Source organism: Marinobacter sp. MMG032, assembly GCF_040112695.1.
GTDB classification, from domain to species: domain Bacteria; phylum Pseudomonadota; class Gammaproteobacteria; order Pseudomonadales; family Oleiphilaceae; genus Marinobacter; species Marinobacter salsuginis.
Genome location: NZ_CP157802.1, coordinates 3,301,640 through 3,319,280 on the forward strand (window position 1 = coordinate 3,301,640; position 17,641 = coordinate 3,319,280).

At 56.1% G+C, this 17,641-nt stretch carries 22 protein-coding genes; 7 read left to right on the forward strand and 15 right to left on the reverse strand.

All coding sequences use genetic code 11. From position 1 onward, the window contains the following. Positions 1-15: 15 nt before the first annotated feature. From fabG to ABNF92_RS15170, 3 genes are all read right to left on the reverse strand, one after another. Entirely contained in the window at positions 16-759 is a 744-nt protein-coding gene (gene fabG, locus ABNF92_RS15160; protein WP_069184328.1) for a 3-oxoacyl-[acyl-carrier-protein] reductase, read from the reverse strand. A 108-nt stretch (positions 760-867) separates the two neighbouring features. Then, positions 868-2,085, reverse strand: a complete 1,218-nt coding sequence (gene phaZ / locus ABNF92_RS15165) for a polyhydroxyalkanoate depolymerase (protein WP_069184327.1) — start codon at positions 2,083-2,085, stop codon at positions 868-870. Continuing rightward, the gene (locus ABNF92_RS15170; RefSeq protein ID WP_153633835.1) at positions 2,082-2,411 is read right to left on the reverse strand and encodes a 2OG-Fe(II) oxygenase; all 330 of its coding nucleotides are present in this window, start codon (positions 2,409-2,411) and stop codon (positions 2,082-2,084) included. Before ABNF92_RS15170 ends, phaZ begins: the two co-directional genes overlap by 4 nt. Before the next feature lie 110 nt (positions 2,412-2,521). Here ABNF92_RS15170 and mtgA point away from each other — a divergent pair, with 110 nt between their 5' ends. Continuing rightward, the gene (gene mtgA, locus ABNF92_RS15175) at positions 2,522-3,214 is read left to right on the forward strand and encodes a monofunctional biosynthetic peptidoglycan transglycosylase (protein ID WP_349342625.1); all 693 of its coding nucleotides are present in this window, start codon (positions 2,522-2,524) and stop codon (positions 3,212-3,214) included. A 32-nt stretch (positions 3,215-3,246) separates the two neighbouring features. On the opposite strand, the gene tenA is transcribed toward mtgA, so the two are convergent. Then, a complete protein-coding gene (gene tenA, locus ABNF92_RS15180) occupies positions 3,247-3,915 on the reverse strand; it encodes a thiaminase II (protein ID WP_349342626.1) in 669 nt (222 codons plus the stop codon). A 25-nt stretch (positions 3,916-3,940) separates the two neighbouring features. Further along, positions 3,941-4,153, reverse strand: coding sequence for a penicillin-binding protein (locus ABNF92_RS15185; protein WP_136630549.1), 213 nt, complete (start codon positions 4,151-4,153; stop codon positions 3,941-3,943). A gap of 176 nt (positions 4,154-4,329) precedes the next feature. Here ABNF92_RS15185 and ABNF92_RS15190 point away from each other — a divergent pair, with 176 nt between their 5' ends. Both ABNF92_RS15190 and ABNF92_RS15195 read left to right on the forward strand, forming a co-directional pair. Continuing rightward, complete coding sequence (locus tag ABNF92_RS15190; protein WP_349342627.1) at positions 4,330-4,977, forward strand: DsbA family oxidoreductase; 648 nt, start codon at positions 4,330-4,332, stop codon at positions 4,975-4,977. Between the two features lie 20 nt (positions 4,978-4,997). Further along, on the forward strand, positions 4,998-5,453 hold the full coding sequence (locus ABNF92_RS15195) for a DUF4112 domain-containing protein (protein WP_291906304.1): 456 nt from the start codon (positions 4,998-5,000) through the stop codon (positions 5,451-5,453). 14 nt (positions 5,454-5,467) lie between these two features. Here ABNF92_RS15195 and codA read toward each other — a convergent pair whose 3' ends face one another. From codA to codB, 3 genes are read right to left on the reverse strand one after another with little or no spacing between them, the layout of a single operon-like run. Beyond that, on the reverse strand, positions 5,468-6,724 hold the full coding sequence (gene codA / locus ABNF92_RS15200) for a cytosine deaminase (protein ID WP_349342628.1): 1,257 nt from the start codon (positions 6,722-6,724) through the stop codon (positions 5,468-5,470). A gap of 29 nt (positions 6,725-6,753) precedes the next feature. Further along, on the reverse strand, positions 6,754-7,377 hold the full coding sequence (locus tag ABNF92_RS15205; RefSeq protein ID WP_349342629.1) for a PucR family transcriptional regulator: 624 nt from the start codon (positions 7,375-7,377) through the stop codon (positions 6,754-6,756). After that, positions 7,378-8,661: a cytosine permease gene (codB, locus tag ABNF92_RS15210; RefSeq protein WP_349342630.1), complete on the reverse strand. Its 1,284-nt coding sequence runs from the start codon at positions 8,659-8,661 to the stop codon at positions 7,378-7,380. It lies immediately after the preceding gene. Positions 8,662-9,012: 351 nt separating this feature from the next. Here codB and ABNF92_RS15215 point away from each other — a divergent pair, with 351 nt between their 5' ends. Together ABNF92_RS15215 and ABNF92_RS15220 are read left to right on the forward strand one after the other, a co-directional pair. Beyond that, the gene (locus tag ABNF92_RS15215; RefSeq protein ID WP_349342631.1) at positions 9,013-10,092 is read left to right on the forward strand and encodes a GGDEF domain-containing protein; all 1,080 of its coding nucleotides are present in this window, start codon (positions 9,013-9,015) and stop codon (positions 10,090-10,092) included. Between the two features lie 16 nt (positions 10,093-10,108). Further along, positions 10,109-10,501, forward strand: coding sequence for a DUF2784 domain-containing protein (locus ABNF92_RS15220; protein WP_291906295.1), 393 nt, complete (start codon positions 10,109-10,111; stop codon positions 10,499-10,501). 13 nt (positions 10,502-10,514) lie between these two features. Here the strand turns inward: ABNF92_RS15220 and ABNF92_RS15225 are convergent, their stop codons facing one another. Continuing rightward, complete coding sequence (locus ABNF92_RS15225; RefSeq protein ID WP_069184313.1) at positions 10,515-10,718, reverse strand: DUF3185 family protein; 204 nt, start codon at positions 10,716-10,718, stop codon at positions 10,515-10,517. A gap of 116 nt (positions 10,719-10,834) precedes the next feature. Next, positions 10,835-11,461 carry a class I SAM-dependent methyltransferase gene (locus tag ABNF92_RS15230; protein WP_291906293.1) on the reverse strand — a complete coding sequence of 209 codons (627 nt, stop codon included), beginning with the start codon at positions 11,459-11,461 and terminating at the stop codon, positions 10,835-10,837. Between the two features lie 104 nt (positions 11,462-11,565). Here ABNF92_RS15230 and ABNF92_RS15235 point away from each other — a divergent pair, with 104 nt between their 5' ends. Then, positions 11,566-12,471 (forward strand): LysR family transcriptional regulator, encoded by a 906-nt coding sequence (locus ABNF92_RS15235; protein ID WP_291906291.1) that lies wholly within the window; start codon positions 11,566-11,568, stop codon positions 12,469-12,471. On the opposite strand, the gene ABNF92_RS15240 is transcribed toward ABNF92_RS15235, so the two are convergent. Continuing rightward, the gene (locus ABNF92_RS15240) at positions 12,468-13,913 is read right to left on the reverse strand and encodes a PLP-dependent aminotransferase family protein (protein ID WP_349342632.1); all 1,446 of its coding nucleotides are present in this window, start codon (positions 13,911-13,913) and stop codon (positions 12,468-12,470) included. The genes ABNF92_RS15235 and ABNF92_RS15240 overlap by 4 nt on opposite strands. Positions 13,914-14,021: 108 nt before the next feature. On the opposite strand from ABNF92_RS15240, the gene ABNF92_RS15245 reads away from it, so the two are divergent. After that, entirely contained in the window at positions 14,022-14,624 is a 603-nt protein-coding gene (locus ABNF92_RS15245; RefSeq protein ID WP_349342633.1) for a pyridoxamine 5'-phosphate oxidase family protein, read from the forward strand. Here the strand turns inward: ABNF92_RS15245 and ABNF92_RS15250 are convergent. The 4 genes from ABNF92_RS15250 to ABNF92_RS15265 all read right to left on the reverse strand — a co-directional run bounded on the left by ABNF92_RS15250 (position 14,619) and on the right by ABNF92_RS15265 (position 17,604). Further along, positions 14,619-15,095: a hypothetical protein gene (locus ABNF92_RS15250; RefSeq protein ID WP_349342634.1), complete on the reverse strand. Its 477-nt coding sequence runs from the start codon at positions 15,093-15,095 to the stop codon at positions 14,619-14,621. The genes ABNF92_RS15245 and ABNF92_RS15250 overlap by 6 nt on opposite strands. 115 nt (positions 15,096-15,210) lie before the next feature. Next, positions 15,211-15,774 (reverse strand): hypothetical protein, encoded by a 564-nt coding sequence (locus ABNF92_RS15255; protein ID WP_349342635.1) that lies wholly within the window; start codon positions 15,772-15,774, stop codon positions 15,211-15,213. Next, positions 15,764-16,555: an ABC transporter ATP-binding protein gene (locus ABNF92_RS15260; RefSeq protein WP_349342636.1), complete on the reverse strand. Its 792-nt coding sequence runs from the start codon at positions 16,553-16,555 to the stop codon at positions 15,764-15,766. Before ABNF92_RS15260 ends, ABNF92_RS15255 begins: the two co-directional genes overlap by 11 nt. Positions 16,556-16,581: 26 nt before the next feature. Then, complete coding sequence (locus ABNF92_RS15265; RefSeq protein ID WP_349342637.1) at positions 16,582-17,604, reverse strand: ABC transporter substrate-binding protein; 1,023 nt, start codon at positions 17,602-17,604, stop codon at positions 16,582-16,584. Between the last annotated feature and the right edge of the window lie 37 nt (positions 17,605-17,641).

The window sequence follows — 17,641 nt, forward strand, 5'->3', positions numbered from 1 at the left end:
TCTGCTTTGTTCGTGTCACATGTAGACGCCGCCGTTCACATTGATCTGCTGGCCAGTGATGTAATCCCCCTCTGCGGCCAGGAAAACCACGGCGCGGGCAATTTCCTCCGGTTTGCCGAAACGCCCCATCGGAACCCGGGCAATGATTTGCTCCCGGATATTCTCCGGAACCTGGGCGAGCATTTCGGTTTCGGTGAAGCCCGGGGCAATGGCATTGACGGTGATGTTGTATTTGGCCATTTCGAGCGCGAGGGTCTTGGTAAAGGCGATAATGCCGCCCTTGCTGGCTGCGTAATTGGCCTGCCCGAAGTTGCCGGCCTGCCCGACGAACGATGTGATGTTGATGATACGGCCGTACTTCTGGTCCATCATTATTTTCAACACTTCCGAGCAGGTGGCGTAGACGCTGCCCAGGTTGGTATCCAGGACGTCGTTCCAGTCATCGTCAGTAAGCTTCTTCATGGACTTGTCTTTGGTGATGCCGGCGTTGTTCACCAGAATGTCTATGCGGCCCCACTGATCATGAACCTGACGGACCAGGCTGCGCGCTTCCGGCATCTTGGAAAGGTCTGCTTTGAAGGACAGTGCCCGGACGCCAGTTGCCTCGATTTCCCTGGCAACTTCGTCGCCTTCGGACTGGCGGGAGCGGTAGTTGATGGCGACGTCAGCGCCGCGTTGAGCAAGTTGCAGTGCGATGTGACGACCGATGCCTCGTGAGGCTCCGGTTACCAGGGCGACCTTGCCCTTGAGGTCCTGCATGACATCCTCCCTGGAGCGGTGGCCCGCTCTGATTGTTATTCCTTATTATTCATCACCTCATTTAAGCTAGCAGAGCACCTGAGTGGCGACAAGAAAATGTGACGCCTGTCACGCTTGGCCAATGAATGTCTTGAGGCGAGGCGCAATGGATTCGCGCCATTGACTGCCGTTGAAGACGCCGTAGTGGCCAACCCCTTCCTGGAGGTGGTGCAGGCGCCTGGCATCGGGAATACTCACGCAAAGGTCGTGAGCGGCCCGCGTTTGTCCGGGGCTGGAAATGTCGTCCTTCTCGCCTTCGATCGTCATCAGCGCCGTCTTCTCGATAGCGGCGGGGTTCACCTTCCTGCCCCGGTGCGTGAAGCAACCGCGGGCAAGGTGGAATTCCTGAAAGACGCGCTTGATCGTGTCCAGGTAAAAGGTGGCCGGTAGATCCATAACTGCGAGGTACTCGTCGTAGAACTCACGATGACGTCTGATCTTGTCGACTTCCCTGTCTCGCATGGACTTGAACAGGCCCCGGTAGGCGTCAACGTGCCGGTCGAAGTTCATGCTCACGAATCCGGACAGTTGCAGAAATCCTGGATAAACCTTACGCATGGCGCCCGGATAGGGAGCGGGTACCGGATGGACCAGATTGCGTCGGAACCAGGCAAGATTATGTTTGGTGGCCAGTTCGCAGGGTGCGGTGGGATCAATACGTCCGTCGATGGGGCCGCTCATGAGGGCAAGTGAGCGGGGTGTTGCCGGGTTTTTATCTTCGGCCATGAGGGCGGTGGCCGCAAGCACCGGCACAACGGGTTGGCAAACCGCCAATACATGGGTGTCTGGCCCAAGCTGTTCAATAAAATCGATAACGTAGTCGATATAGTCGTCCAGCCCAAAATCTCCAGCGGACAATGGGACCCGGCAGGCATCGCGCCAGTCGGTAATGTAGACGTCGTGGTCTGGGAGCATTTCCTTGACGGTACCCCGCAGCAGCGAGGCAAAGTGTCCGGACAAGGGCGCAACGATCAGGAGTTTCGGATCATTTGACCGCGATACGCTGCGCTGGAAGTGCTTGAGCTGGGCAAAGGGTTTTCGCTGGACAATGACTTCACTGACGTCTACTTCCTCGCCATCGCACACGGTTGAATGCAGGTTGAACGCCGGTTTCGGGTAGCGTCGGGTCAAATCGCCAAATACACCGTAGGCTGAGGCAATACTGCGAGCGCCCGGCAAGCGGGACAGGGGGCTGAGAGGATGCCTGAGCAATTTGCTCTGTGTGTCTGTCATCATGCGCAAGGGCATCAGCGCTGCGCGGCTCATTTCATGGGCAAAATACATCATGGCATTGTCCTGCTGGAGTTATGGAGGCCGGAAGTCAACGCAAAACTCAGTAGCCATCGATTTCCGCGCTCGATCTTCGATACCCGATGCTGATACAGGTCCGGGCGGAAGAGGTACACTCTTCCAAGAAGGTTGAAGATGTTTTTCTCGCAAATGAATTCGCCGCCCGCCTTGGGCTTGGCCAGAACGCAATTGAGTTTGTAAAGCCGGCCCTCGGAAACCATGTCCACGTGCGGCCCTACCTTGTGCCCTTCTGGATATCGGACCAGGTATATATTCAGGCGTCTGGAATGAAAGAGAATCCGGGTTTTTACTTTTTCAGGCATGGTAGTGGCATACGCTCTCGCAGAATCACTATGGGCAGTTTGCGCGCTGTGCGGTCCATTGGTCAATTACGGCCGGGAACTGGCTCGTAGAGAGATGAGGATTTGAACGTATGACCAGAGCATCAGGTGGTAGCAAGCTTTTGCGATGGTTTTTGCTGCTAAGCGCTGGCGCTATCGTGCTGGTCCTGTTGGTGGTGCTGATGTTCCGGTTCGTAAACCCACCCACCTCGGCCTTCATGCTGGGGTATCAGGTTCAAAGCGCGAACAGATCCCTCGCTCACGAATGGGTGCCCATAAATGAGATCTCTGCCTGGATGCCGCTGGCGGTGGTTGCCAGCGAGGATCAACGCTTCCCGCATCACGCGGGCGTGGATTTTGAGGCTATACGCCAAGCCCTCTCGGAGTACAGGGCGGGCGAGGGGCTTCGAGGGGCCAGCACCATCACCCAGCAAACGGCTAAAAACCTGTTCCTGTGGAACGGGCGCAGTTTCGTCCGCAAGGCTGTTGAGGCAGGTTTGGCCGTTGTCATAGACGGCCTCTGGCCCAAGCAGCGCATACTGGAAGTTTACCTGAACGTTGCTGAGTTCGGACCCGGTATCTATGGGGTCGAAGCGGCAAGTCAGGCCTACTTCGATAAGCCTGCCCGTCACCTCACTGAGTACCAGGCAGCGCTGCTCGCGGCCGTACTCCCAAATCCGATAGTCCTGCGGGTCAATTCGCCGTCGTCGTATGTGTTGGAACGAGTGGCCTGGATTCAGGGGCAGATCGCACAGCTTGGTGCTGGGTACCTGCGCGATCTCTAGCTGAGAGGCGTCGAAAGAGGATTGGCGCCCAGTCAGTCGCTCTGCTTCAGGCCCATTTCCCAGAAATCGATCTCAAGCCGGGTGGCATCGCTGAAAATCCGGGTCAGCTCTTTGAAGCGGGCAGGGGAGACATCGGCCAATCGTTCATTGAGCCAGCAAATTTCAGCTTGCATCGCATCCTGGAACTCCTCGCTCTCATACATGGCGATCCAGGCATCATAGGGGTTGCTGTCGCCACGGATAGTCTCCGCCCGGCTGTTCAGCCAGTTGGCGATCTCACCGTAGCCCACCATGCACGGCGATAGGGCGACGTGCAGGTCCAAAAGGTCGCCACGGTTACCAGTATCCAGAACGTAGCGTGTGTAGGCCAAAGTGGCCCGGGCTTCTGGCAATTCCGCCAGCTCTTGCTCGGAGATGCCCCACTCCTTGCAGTAGTTGACGTGGAGATCCAGCTCCACATCCAGGATGGCCTGCAAACCCTCTTTCGCTTGGCGGAGGTCGGATAATGTCGGGCTTTTGTAAGCGGCCAGGGCGAATGCTCGGGCAAACTGGATCAGAAACAGGTAGTCCTGCTTCAGGTAATGCTGGAACGCTTCAGGCGCGAGCGACTCATTACCGAGTTGCTGCACGAAGCTGTGCTGGATGTAGGCTTGCCATTCGGCCTGGCAGCTCTTCTTCAGGTCATCGAACTGGTAAGGCATGCTTTCTCCTGAAAATGCTGTTGGTTCAGTAGCAGGAATTGGGGGACGAGTCCGGATTGATCTCGCCGGCCACTTCTTCCGGATCAATGCCGTGACGGGTCAACACTTCCCTCACAAAGTTCACCTGAGCCAGAATTCTGTCGGCATCATCCCCATATTCAAACCGATTAATTTCGACCGGCTGGGGCATGAAGGTAAAGGCGGTTTTGAGGGCGGTGAGTGTATCTTCATCGGCCATTGGCAGACTCCTCATGCGGTTTGATTGATAGATGAAGAGTATACGCAAGTCATTGGGGAAAGGCCGACAGGCAGCCATGGAAAAGCAATTGACCCCGGGCATCTTGCGGGAGATTGCTGATCGGTGTCCGTGTTAGTCTGAGGAATGATGTATTCAACCAGCTGAAAGGATTCCCCATGCAAAAGATTCACATCGACATTGTTTCAGATATTGCCTGCCCCTGGTGTGCGATTGGTTATGCGCGGCTGGAGCAGGCCATGAAACAGTTGGCGCCTGAATACGAATTCGGCGTCCAGTGGCATGCCTTTGAACTGAACCCGGATCACACTGGGGAAGGTGAGCCAATCCTGCCGGCGTTGGCCCGCAAGTACGGCCGGAGCGAGGAAGAGATGCGTGCCACTCAGGACCAGATGATGACAATCGCGAAGGATCTGGGCCTTAACTTTGAAAAAATGCAGGAGCGTTTCACCTGCAATACCTTCGATGCTCACCGGCTGGTGAAGTGGGCCGGCCAGCAGGGCAAGCAGACGGAGATGAAACAGGCGTTGTTCGACGCCTATTTTGGAAAGGCAGAAGACGTCTCAGATCGGGACGTGTTGTTGGGCTGTGTCGAGAGCCTTGGGCTGGATCGCGCGAGGGCAGAGCAGATTCTGGATTCTGATGAATTCGCCAGTGTAGTTCGCGAGGACGAAGCCACCTACCAACAGGCGGGCGTGTCTGCGGTGCCGGCATTCATCGTGAACGGGAAATACCTGATCTCCGGCGCCCAGGAACCGGATACGCTGGTGCAGGCATTTGAAGAAATCAGCGCAAAGCCTGAGTGAGCGCCTGAACTGGAGTAGAAATGCCGAAACCTTCCGAAGCCCGGCAGCGGGCCATTCTGGCACGGCTGGATAAATTCAGCCGCTTTACCGATAGCAACATCGCGATTCCGTTCACCAATGTACGGATTGGTGCGGAGGCAGTGATTGGCCTGTTGCCCGTGGTGGGAGACATGGCCGGCCTGGTGCTGGCAAGCTACGTGCTGGTGGAGGCGCAGCGGGCGGGCGCCAGTAAGACAGTTAAGCTTCGCATGCTGCGCAACATGGGCATTGATTTTCTGGGCGGGCTCTTGCCGGTGGTCGGTGATGCGTTCGATGCGGTCTACAAAGCCAACACGCGGAACACCCGCCTGCTCCGAAATTACCTGGAGAAGGAACTGGCCATTGAGCCACCTCCACCGCCCTTCCCCTGGATGACTGTCATCGGGTTGTCGGTTCTGTTTGCTGTGGTGACCGGTGGCCTCACGCTTTTGTTCTGAATCGGGCAACTCTCTTAAAGAATCAGGCCGGATTCCGGGTGGGATGCCTCCCGCCGGACCAGCACTTGCCCGTCTCGTACAGAAGCCAGCACCGGTCGTTGCCCGAGCAGCACTTCATAGGGTGTGGTTCCCTGAAGCACCACGCACCGTGCTGGCATCCCCTCATAAACGCCATACTCATCAAGGTCCAGCGCAGCCGCGCCATTGTCGGTTATCAGTTCCAGCGACCGGTCAATCCAGCTCATTCCCAGCATATGGCAGGCGTGCAGGCCGACATCGAGGGTGCGGAGCATGTTGCCATTGCCCATGGGATACCAGGGGTCGCGGATGGAATCCTGGCCGAAGGCGACTTTCAGTCCGGCATCAAGCAGCTCGGGGACCCGGGTAATGCCGCGGCGTTTGGGGTAGCTGTCGAACCGACCCTGCAAATGCAGGCTTTCCGTAGGCATGGAAAGAAAGCGCAGCCCGGACTTTTTCAGTAATCGGAACAGGCGGCTGCAGTAGGCGTCGTTGTAGGAGCCCATGGCGCAGGTGTGGCTGGCGGATACCCGGGAACCGTAATCCAGTCTGAGGGCCTCGGCGGCCAGAACCTCCAGGAACCGGGATTCCGGATCATCAATTTCGTCGCAATGGACATCCACCAGCCGGTCGTTTTTGTGGGCCAGCTCCATCAGCCAGCGAACGGATTCCGCGCCGTAGTCCCGGGTAAACTCGAAGTGGGGGATGCCACCAACCACATCAGCTCCGAGTCGCACGGCTTCCTCCATGAGCTCACGCCCGTTTTTGAAAGACCAGATGCCCTCCTGGGGAAACGCGACGATCTGCAGGTCTACAAAGGCTGCGGTGTTTTCGCGAACCTCAAGCATGGCCTTGAGGGCCGTCAGGTTCGGATCCGTTACGTCCACATGGGTACGGACGTACTGGATGCCGTGGGCGGCAAACAGCTTCAGCGTCTGGGTGGCGCGGTTGATGACGTCCTGGTGGCTCAGGGTTGTCTTGCGCTCGGACCAGCATTCAATGCCTTCAAACAGGGTGCCGCTCTTGTTCCATCGGGGCTCGCCGGCCGTCATAGCAGCGTCCAGGTGAATATGTGGTTCCACGAAAGGAGCTGTGACGAGGTTGCCCGCGGCATCCAGTTCGCCGTCTCTGGTGGTGGCGTTGTCGGGCTGGGCAGTGATACCTGAAAAGCGTCCGTTGGTGATCTCGAGCCTGTACAGCCCATCCTGGCCCTGTAAACGTGCGTTCGTTATGGCATTCAATGGTTTGGTCATTTTATCTCCGGTAAGTCGGTCACCAGCCGTTATGGCTTCAAAAGCAGATGGGCCAGTAACAGTGTTCTGAATTGTTCTGCCGGCGTGCCCTGGCCCGGAAATGAGTCAGTGAGTTGATTGATTCGGTTGCGGATGGTGTTCCTGTGGCAGCCCAATGCTTCCGCCATGGCGCTCTGATTGCCCCGACAGGCGATCCAGGAATCGAGCAATTCGGCAGAATCGGCCAGAATGCCCTGATCCATCTGCTCAATCGATGTGTGTTCGGACCAGACAATGGCTCTGCCGATGGCCTCCGTCACTTCCACCATGGGCAGCGAATAGGGCTGTTCGAACAAAGGTATCGCGAGCTCGTCGGCCAGCCGGCAGAGGGTGTTGGGTAGTTGCCCGATATAGGCATCTCCGGTCAGGACGACAAGTCCGGAGACGTTGCACTCCTTGCCCTCATACAGGCATTCCGCGAGATTCTGGGGGCTGCGATGCCGGCTGATGCCGGTAACAAATACCAGCTCGCCACCTTTGACCCAGCTCTTGAACGAGCGGTTTTCCGCCACATAGGGCCAACGCACCGGGTTATCCCCGGCGGACTCCCCACCCCGGAGCCGAATGGCGTCCAGGCCGGGGAGAAGTGGCACGTCCCGGCATCGCAGTGTCACTCAGATTGCTCCCATTACCTGTGCTTTGCGCTCACGGACTGCTTCGCTGACGATCAGAATGAGGCTGTAGCTCAGGGCCGCGACGAGGACGCCCACAATGGGCGCAATCCAGGGAGAAGTATAGGCGGCTGTGGAGCCGATGGCGTAGGCCGCAAGCCCCGGGACGTTGAAGGCTGGCAATGTAACCGTGGTCAGGTCCGGATACTGGCGTTTATAGCCGACAAAGTAGCTGGCCATGATGACGCCACCGATCGGCGGGATAAAGGTGCCGAGCAGGACAAGGAACGGGATCAGCCATTCGTACATACCCAGCACCGCCAGTACGGTTCCGATCGCGGCACCAGCAATGGTCACTGACTTGCGGCGGCGGGTACGGATCAGGTTGCAGCCTGCCACCGCAAAGTTGTAAACCGTGTTGTCCTGGGTGGTCCAGAGATTCAGGAACAGCATCAGGATACCGAGTGTGGCCAGACCCTGGGCGACCATGATGTCGACGATGTCGGCCTGCTGATAGACGAGGGCACCGAAAGCGCCGATCAGGGTCATCAGGCCGTTGCCCAGGAAAAAAGCAAGCAATGTGGCAATCACCGCGGTTTTGCCGGATTTCGCGAAGCGGGTCCAGTTGGTGGCCTGGGTTCCGCCACTGACAAAGGTGCCGAATACCAGAGTTATTGCAGCAGCAACGGTCATTTCATTCGTCGGGGTAATGGCCAGCAGCCCGGACAGGCCACCGGCATCGGACGTGGCGATAGACATGCTGACGGCCACCAGAATAATCATGGCAGGCACGGCGACTCGGGACAGCCACTCGAGGCCCTGATAGCCGATAAACGCGGTCACACAGAAGGCGAAACCGAACAGCACCATCAGCGGCGTTGTCATCCCTTCCGGCATCCCCGTGAGTTTAACCAGTAGAATTGCCATGGTGGCGGTGCCCCAGGCATACCAGCCAATCTGGGTGAAGCCCAGAATAAAGTCGGACAGTTTGCTGCCCAGCTCGCCGAAGGTGAACCGGCTCATCAGGGCGGTGTTCAGGCCTGTTTTCGCGGCGATATAACCCAGCCCTGCTGCGTAGAGTCCCAGCAGCAGATTGCCGACCGCCAGCACCATGAGCATGGTGGAAAAGTCGAAGGCAACACCAACGCTGCCACCGGCCCACATGGTGGCGGTAAAGAAAGTAAAGCCAAGGAGGACCAGCCCCATGGACCAGACGCTTTTACGCTGATCCATGGGGACGGGGCTTAAGGGGTAATCCTGTTCTTTAGGTGGTGGTTCAGTGGTCATGGCGATCTCTCCGTGTCGTAGTTAACACAAGGAGAGTTGGCAACGTTTGTGCCATAGGGGTTTTTCGGGGCGAATCTTGTGGCCTGGTCGATCAGTCATTGTGCATGCTGCACAATAATGCTGTTGAAGAGCCGTTGACAGGAATCCCTTTGCTTCAACATGGTGCGATTTGGTGGCTAAGTTGCTCCTTTGGTGCGTCGAATGGTGAAAATGCTGATGGTTGAGTGAGGCCTGCGCTAAAAACCTAACAGTGGTACGTCTTTTGAACCTTCTATTTACTGGTGGTCAGGGCGAGAATTTGTTTAGACTCGGCATGTACAGGGAATCAAGTGCGTTGTGGATTTTACTTTTATGCCGACTCCTTCGGTTGAACTGAATACCGTGTCCTCCCGCGATCTGCTTATGCTGCGACTCTCAATCGTGGTTGGCGGGATTCTGATCTCCCTGTTCATGATTGGTGACCTTCAACTGATCCCTCCAGAATTGTCTGGCGCCTACATCACCAACAGGGCTCTTATCCAACTTCCGATTCTTGCTGGCCTGCTGGTTTTCACCTTTGCTCCGCAATTTCTGCGCTTTGCCCAGACAGCATTCCTGGCAACCGTTATCAGCATTACCTACGCGAATTACTACCTTATCCATGTGGCCTGGGAACAGGCGGCCTTCAGCTTTCCCTATGAAGGTACGCTGCTGTATGCCTTCTTCGGTTTCTTTGTTTTCGGAATGAAATTCTATTATGCGTTGGCTGCGATGCTGATCAGTTCGGCTGGCTTTGTCGGGTTGATGCTGCTGGATTCAGTTTACGGCGAGCGAACATGGATGAATGCCGGGTTCGTGGCTGGTTCATTGTTCGTCGGTGTTATTGGCAGGCACAGGATTGATCGATTGCTGGGGCAGCTTGAAGATGCCAACGAGCAGTTGGTTGGCCTGAGCACCGTGGATGGTCTCACGGAGTTGTTCAACCGGCGTGCTCTGATGAGCGAATCTGAACGCCTGTTTGCATTGAAGCGGCGTGCCAATCATCGACTCGCCGTGTTCATGATGTATCTGGATCATTTCAAGCAGTTCAACGATCGCTATGGCCACCAGGAGGGCGACCGAGCCATCCGCATCCAGGCCGACATCATGCGACAGGTACTCAAGCGGCAGACGGATATCCTCGGGCGCTACGGCGGCGAAGAATTCATGGCGGTGATCGAAGGCGACCATGCTGACCGTTTCGAACGACTTGCGACGGAAATACTCCGTCAATGGCAGGAACGGGCGGTGCCAAATGAGGACAGCCCCAATAGCAAGATACTCAGCTGTTCCATAGGGATCTGTCAGGGCCTGGCCAGCGAATTCGATACAATCGAGGACATGATCAGAAGGGCCGACGAAGCCTTGTATTGCGCTAAAAAACAGGGCAGAGCCCGCTACGTGATGGGTTAGCGGTCGGAGATGAGCGATGGATACCTCCTGGTTCCTGGTCTTTGCTGATGCGCTCCTGATCCTGCACACGATGCTGGTGGCCTTCGTGATCCTCGGGCTGGTGGCAACTTTCGCTGGTCATTTCTTTCAGTGGCGGTGGGTACGCAATTTCTGGTTCCGCCTGAGCCACCTGGCGGTTATTGCCGTTGTGGTTCTTCAATCCTGGCTGGGCGTGTTATGCCCGCTCACAAGCTGGGAAATGGCGCTCCGGGCCAAGGCCGGGGAGGCGGGCTATGAAGGCTCATTTATCCAGCACTGGCTGCAGTCAATCCTCTACTACAGCGCTCCGGATTGGGTGTTTATCGTGGCTTACACGGTGTTCGGAGCGCTCGTCCTGGCCAGCTGGTTTGTGGTCAGGCCCGAGCGGTGAAAAACAGGCAGGGTTATTTCTTGAAGAATGTCAGGAAAGCGCCGGCTGCAGCAGCGGCCGCCCCGCCGATCAGGTACCACATGGTGTCGTCGGTAAATCGGCCTGTGACCGTCTCGGTTAGCTGGTTTCCGAGGGACTGGGTTGATTGATAGCCGAAATAAAGCAATCCGATGCCAACAACCAGTAAAACGATACCGACCAGCTTTGAACTTCCCATTCTGTTCTCCTTTTTGATTGGCGCTGAAATACAGCGTGCCGTGGGTCAGGGAAGCTTGCCATCCGATTCCGGTTTTTCCAACCGTTCTTATTACTCTGTTGGGGATAAACCCCGTCCTATTCTGGTTTTCTGGCAATCAGGAAGTAAACGTCTTTCGAGGTTTCAGGCACCCAGCGGTAATCAATCTGGAATCCGGCATGCTCCAGATGCCGCTCCAGCTGAGCACGGGACAAGAAATTAACATAGGGCGCGAGTCGCAGCACTCGAGCCAGGGCAGCGACTGGTTTCAAATAGGGGCAGGTATCTTGAAGGCAGGCGGTGTTGCTAATGAATACTCCGCCAGGTTTCAGCATGCTTGAAACCTGTTGTATCGCACCTTCGGGGTCTCGGAGCAGGTGCAGAATGTTCAACCCCAGAATTGCGTCGAACGCCTGCTGTCGATGTTGCATGTCGTCAAGTGTGGCAACCACAAAGCGGAGGTTGTCGGCGGATTTTTCTGTCTTTCGCTTTCGGGCAATGTCTATCATCCGGGGCGAGGCATCGGTTGCCAGATAGCTACGCACCCTGGGAGCATGAATAAGTGCCGTCGATCCGGTACCGCAGCCGAACTCCAGAACATCCATTTCCGGATTGAGATATTTCTGGGTGAGGGCGATTTTTCGCAGATAGGCATTCTGGTCCGCGATTGGCCGTTGGGCGTAGCGTGCAGCGCTGCGGTTCCAGAAACTGATGGAAGAATTCATGATTTCGGCTCTTAGGGTAGTTGATTCAATACCTGGAACGGATTCTATATCTTCACTTTTGTTGGTAATATCGACAAAAAATTATTTCAGGTATGCATTTCTGAATGGATTGGCGAGCCGTTAAATTTGACTGGAACCGAGCACGCGCATTCCTGGTGACTGCGGAGGAGGGATCTCTCTCGGCTGCCGCAAAGGCGTTGGGCGTTTCGCAACCAACCCTGGGAAGACAGGTTGCGGCACTGGAAGAAGAGCTTTCTACAGCGCTTTTCGAGCGGGGTGGTCGAGGGCTGGAACTGACTCGGAATGGCCTGGATCTGCTTGCCTACGTTCGAGCGATGGGAGAGGCTGCCAGCAGCCTATCACTTGCCGCAACCGGTCAGGCAACGTCCATTGAAGGCGAGATCGCTATTTCGGCGTCAGAAATCACGGCCGCTTACGTTCTGCCCTCTATTCTGCACAAGCTGCGGGACCAGTATCCCGGAATTCGCGTTAATCTTGTTGCCTCCAACGAAGCCAGCGATCTTCGCCGCCGCGCAGCAGACATTGCCATCCGTAATTTTCGGCCTACCGAACCTGATCTTATCGCCCGAAAGGTAGGTAAATTCTCTGCGACTCTTTTCGCCACAGCGGAAATCCTGGCTGATCTGCCATCGCCGTTGACCGACGATCTTTGTGAGGCCCCATTCATCGGGTTTCTCTCAAACAATGAGAGATATATGGAAGCCTTGGCGCAACGTGGCCTCAAGCTGCAGGAGGAACAATTTGTTGCCAGGACGGACAGCCATCTGGTTCATTGGCAATTGACTCGCATGGGTATCGGTATTGGCATGATGCCCGTCGAATTGGGTGATGCAGAGCCTGACGTTGAGAGGGTCTTCGAGGATCAGGTTTTCGGCGGCGATGTCTGGCTGGTATCACATCGGGAACTCAGGATGAACCTGCGGGTTCGGACGGTCTTTGATTTTCTGGCTGCTGAACTGTCTGGGTACTTTGGGAAGTCTGAACGTTAATTCGAGAGAGATTGGTTTGCTAGCCTGTCCCTCAGGTCGGTAACGCATTCTGTGATTTCACGCTCGTTGGCACTGGCAAAGCCCATTACCAGGCCCGTTTTCGCGTTTTTCCCCAGGAAGTGTGCGCTGAGCGGCGTGCTGCCAAAGCCTCTGGCTTTCAACCACTGGCTGAGGGCCACATCATCAAAAGCCCCTTCCAGCACCAGATGCATTCCCGCGCTTTCCGCCACTGGTTGGGCAAGTCCACCGAGCTTTTCGATCACCTCATGCTGGAAGAGTTGCCATTTGTCCCGGTAGAGCTGGCGCATACGCCTGAGATGACGCGTGAACTGACCACTCTCAATAAATTCGGCGATGGTGGCCTGGGTAAGGAGCTGCGTCTCGCCACCGCTGATCTGCTTTGCCCAGAGCAAGGGTTCGACCACCGCTTCCGGGACCACCAGATAGCCGATGCGCAACGCGGGTAGCAGGGTCTTGCTGAAACTGCCCATGTAGAGCACGGGCGCGTTCTCGAACAGGCCCTGAATGGCAGCGAAGGGCTTGTTGTAGAAGTGGAACTCGCTGTCGTAGTCGTCCTCGATGATCCAGCAGCCGGTTCGTTGGGCCCACTGAACAAGTGCCATTCTCTGGGACAGGTCCAGGATGCCGCCCATGGGGTATTGGTGCGTGGGTGTGCAAAACAGGAGTCTGGCCCTGGCCGACTCGAGGCCAGGCAGCGCCTCCACATCCAGGACCTGGTTTTTGAGAGGGATTGGAATCAGTGGATTGCCAAAGCGGCCCAGCGCGTTCCGGGCGCCACGGTATCCGGGGTTTTCAAACAGGATGCTGTCACCTGGTTGCAGAAAAACATCCGCTAACAGCGAGAGCGCCTGCTGGGCGCCGTTGGTTATGATCACCTGATGCTCTTGGCAACGAACACCGCGGGAGGTTCGCAGGTAAGCGGCGATGGCGCGTCTCAGGGGTTGATAGCCCTGGATGCTGTCGTATCCCCGCAGTGATCGGCGGCTTTCCTGATGATGCATGATGCGATTCCAGGCCCGAATCGGAAACGCGTCCAGGTCCGGCAGGCCCGGCTGGAACGGCAAGCTGGCGTCTTCCACGGGTTTTGATTTTCCAGAGGGCCGCGCAGGAAGCGGCGGCAGCTCCATGCCAACCCCGACAGCTTTGTCCACGCCTGGTCCGGATGGTTTGACGACTGATTTGATGTCTTCGTGGACAAAGATACCCTTGCCGGCACGACTTTGAAGAAAGCCCTCGGCCTTGAGCTGTTCGTATACAGCGTTCACCGTGTTGCGGCTGATGCCCAGGTCCTGGGCCATCTGACGGCTGGGCGGCATTTGGCGCCCGGCCGGATATCGTTGGTCGAGTATCCGTTCGGCCAGTTGCTGATACAGCTGGTGTTGCAGTGGATGCTCACCATCCAGCCGGAGATCGTCAATCACGTCAACTGGTCCTATTAAAATTCACAATCTGGATCTTTTGATGGTATCAGAAGTGCCTTTCAATAGAAGTACGTTTTTTTGAAGTGCAAGACCAGAAAGGAGCTTTTGATGACAACGACTGATGTGGCCCGTATTGGAGCGTCCCCGCTGACTTCCTGTCCGCGCAGTAGGGTGCAGAGGGCAGCCAAGAGAGCCAGTTATGACCGGGAAACAGCCTACAGACTGATTGATCGACTAAAAACGGCCCACCTGGGATTTGTGGAAGAAGGTGAGCCCCGGATCATCCCGATCACCGCCTGGCGACTTGGTGATGATCTCTTCGTGCATACGCTGAATGGCGGACGGTTGTCCCGACGTCTGGAATCTGGCGCATTGCTCTGCATTTCCTTCGCCGTGACAAATGAATGGGTGATGACCAAATCGGCTTTCAATCACAGTGCCAACTATGAGTCACTGGTGTTGTATGGCCATGCGGTTCCGGTAACTGATGATGCTGACTTTGATGCCGCGTTCCGCGCGATTATCAACCAGATTGAGCCAGGACGGTGGGAACAGGTCAGGTCACCAAATGACAAGGAGCGAAAAGCAACGGCGTTATTCCGGATACCGATTGAAGAGGGGGCGTTCAAAAGCCGCACCGGCGGACCGAATGACGATCCGGAAGATCTCGGGTTGCCGGTGTGGCATGGGACTTTGCCAGCCGGATTATGACGGCTCTTCGGGTGAGGTCTGGTCTTTAGGAGCCATTTGGAGGAATACACCCAACGATGCCAGGAGTAGGGCGGTGCTTGCGATGATAGCGACCGGATAGTAGAGATTTCCAGCCAGCTCCAGTTGGCTGTACTTGATGATCATGATCAGGCCCTCAAGCGACATGGCAACGCACACTGTTCCAATAAAACGCGGCAGTGTCCGCCGCATCATAGTGATGACAGCGTGCGATTCTGAGCGTCCGCTGTATTCGGAGCGGATAACCATAGCGAGCTCGTAGACGGCAAGAGCAATGATGCTCCCGTTGACGCCTTTGATCAGGGCCTGCATAAGTTGCTGCCCAGACTGGAGGGCTTCAATCACTTCCATGACAGTGGCACTGACCAATGTGAAAGCAAGCACGAAAAAAACCAGCGAAAATAATCGGGCGAATAGAGCCCTGACCGGAATAGCAGCCAGCATATTGACCATATTGGTTAACCCTCAGCGTATATCTAGTCAGGCGCAGGCTACTGATGACAGAGGTAGATTTCGCTTAAGGATTGCTCATTTTTTGGTAATCTCTGATCCCGTTAAAGCGCCCCGATCAAAAATAGGGAAAGGATGTTGTTCGGGTGCATCTATAGTAGTTTTTCAGCCCGGCTGCGGCCCATGATTCGAAAGAAATGAATCGTCCCGGCCATGCGATCGATTCGAAAGGCCACGCCAGATCCAGCCAATCAATGATCTCGTGTTCGATTCGCTCGGCAACCTTTTTATCGAGGTTGAGGTGAGTCCACAGGTACGCTTCAGCGTCATGGCCCATGCTAGCGGTAGGATAGATGTAAAGGCATCCAAGACATTCCCGTTGGTCCGTGTCGAGGAGATGGTAAGCGAAAGATTTGCCCAGTTCGAACTCATTTGCATGCCATGCGAGGTCGGCCTCATCCATGCTTCGGCTAAGATCTCCTGGGGGCCAGTCATCTTCGGGGCCAAAGAGGTGCTTCAGCTTGCTCCGACTCGCGACAACGGCTTCGAAATCCAAATCTGTCCACTCTGGCCCTGCGGGAATGAGGCGAGCGTAGGTTCCCTCCCAGCTCTTGGGCACCGAAAAGCCTTGTGGCAAAAGGGGCTGGAATCCCTCTGGGCGGGCAGCCAGATCAGGCAGCATCCCGACCTTCCTCCCCCATCAGTCGACGAATCTGGAGTTCGAGGCGCCGGTATTCATCTGACTGCAGGAAGGCTTCGCGGTCGTTTTCCGGCAGATCGACTTTGAAGTCCGTATGGATCGTTTCTTTCAGGCGGCCAGGGTGGCGTGACAAGAAGTACACCACGTCTCCCAGGTAAAGTGCTTCCTCAATGTCATGAGTTACGATCAACACGGTATTTCGTTCCTTGCGAACCACGTTCAGCAGCAGGTCCTGCATTTGCCAGCGGGTTTCCGGATCCAAGGCGCCGAAGGGTTCATCCATCAATAGTAGCTCAGGGTAGTTGGCCAGCGTTCGGGCGATGGCCACGCGCTGTCGCATACCGCCAGAGAGCTGGTGAGGATAGGTACTGGCGAATTTTTCGAGACCGACGGCCTGAATGAAGTGGTCAACGGTTCCCTCATTCAACGCACTGCGATCGCCGTTGATTTTAAGTCCGTAGGCCACGTTCTCCCGCACGGACAGCCAGGGAAACGAAGTGTAGTCCTGAAATACCATGCCCCGGTCCCGGCCGGGCTGGGAAACCGCCCGGCCATTGAGGTTAATGTCGCCTTCCGAAGGTTTCTCAAGGCCTGCAACCATGCGCAGCAGGGTGGATTTGCCACAACCTGAGGGGCCCAGCAATACGCCCACCTTTCCTGCCGACAATGACAGCGAGATGTTTTCAATGGCCTGAACGGTCCGCCCGCCAGATTTGAACACCTTGCTTACGCCTGTGATAGAAAGACCTGTGTTGGAAGACATGGGGTGGCTCCTTTTCTGCGGTCGGGTCAGAGCGTGGATTTAAGCGGTGTCATATCCACCCCGGATTCCATTGGATGGCGCTCTTCTATGAGACCGAATTTGAGCCACCAATCGGTAACAGTCTCCCAGTTGTTGGTAACCTGGCCATTGGGCAGGCCCAGAGGCAGTTCGCCCGGCATCAGTCCCATGTACTTGGCAGCCTGCGCCTTGTCGAAGATCCAGATCCCGCCTTTGTAGATCTCGCCGTCTGTGCCCAGAACTTTCTCAACGTCGGCAACCGGGAAGTTTAGGCCTTCGGCGATGATCTTGTTGGCTTCGGTGGGGTTGGCTTTCCAGAAGTCTACAGCATCGAAATAGGCCTGCATGACCTTGGCAGCTGTTTCCGGTTTTTCCTTGAGAAAGTAGTCGCTCATGTACATGGCATCGCCCAGCAACGCTGTCTCGATCCAGCCGGGTTCCTCGGAAGTAGCGACAACCGTTGCGCCTGGCAGGGCATCCAGTGCCTGGGATCCGAACGGTTCCCAGAATTCAGCGGCCGCCACGTCACCGCCAACAAGGGCGCCAACGGCATCATCCATGATCAGGTTGGTGAACTGGACCTCATCAATGCTGACGCCATTTTCTTCCAGCCAGATGCCCATAAAAATCTGGGTGAGGCCGCCTTCAAGAACGGCGACAGACTGGCCCTTCAGGTCTTCAGCACTGTTCACGCCGGGTGCCAGAACGATCTTGTCTGTGCCGTAGGAGGGGTTGGTATAGGTGACCATCTTTACCGGCACCTCTTTATCGGCCGCAATGGGCGCATATTCTGCGGTGCTTGAGGTTACATCCAGCGCGTCGGCCGACATTAGCGCAAAGCTTTCATAAGGGTCTTCAATGATCGCAATTTCGAACTCAAGGTCAGGTGCCAGGTTTTTCTCCTGAGCGATGAACCAGAAGCCATAACCAGGCCAGGAGAACAGTGACAATCTGACCTTTTCAGCCGATAGAGCCGTGCTGGAAAGCAGTGCCAGGAGCACCAGGGGCATTCCACGTTTGAGCCAGTTCATTTTTGATACCTCTTGGGTTGGAAAACGAATCGGAGAT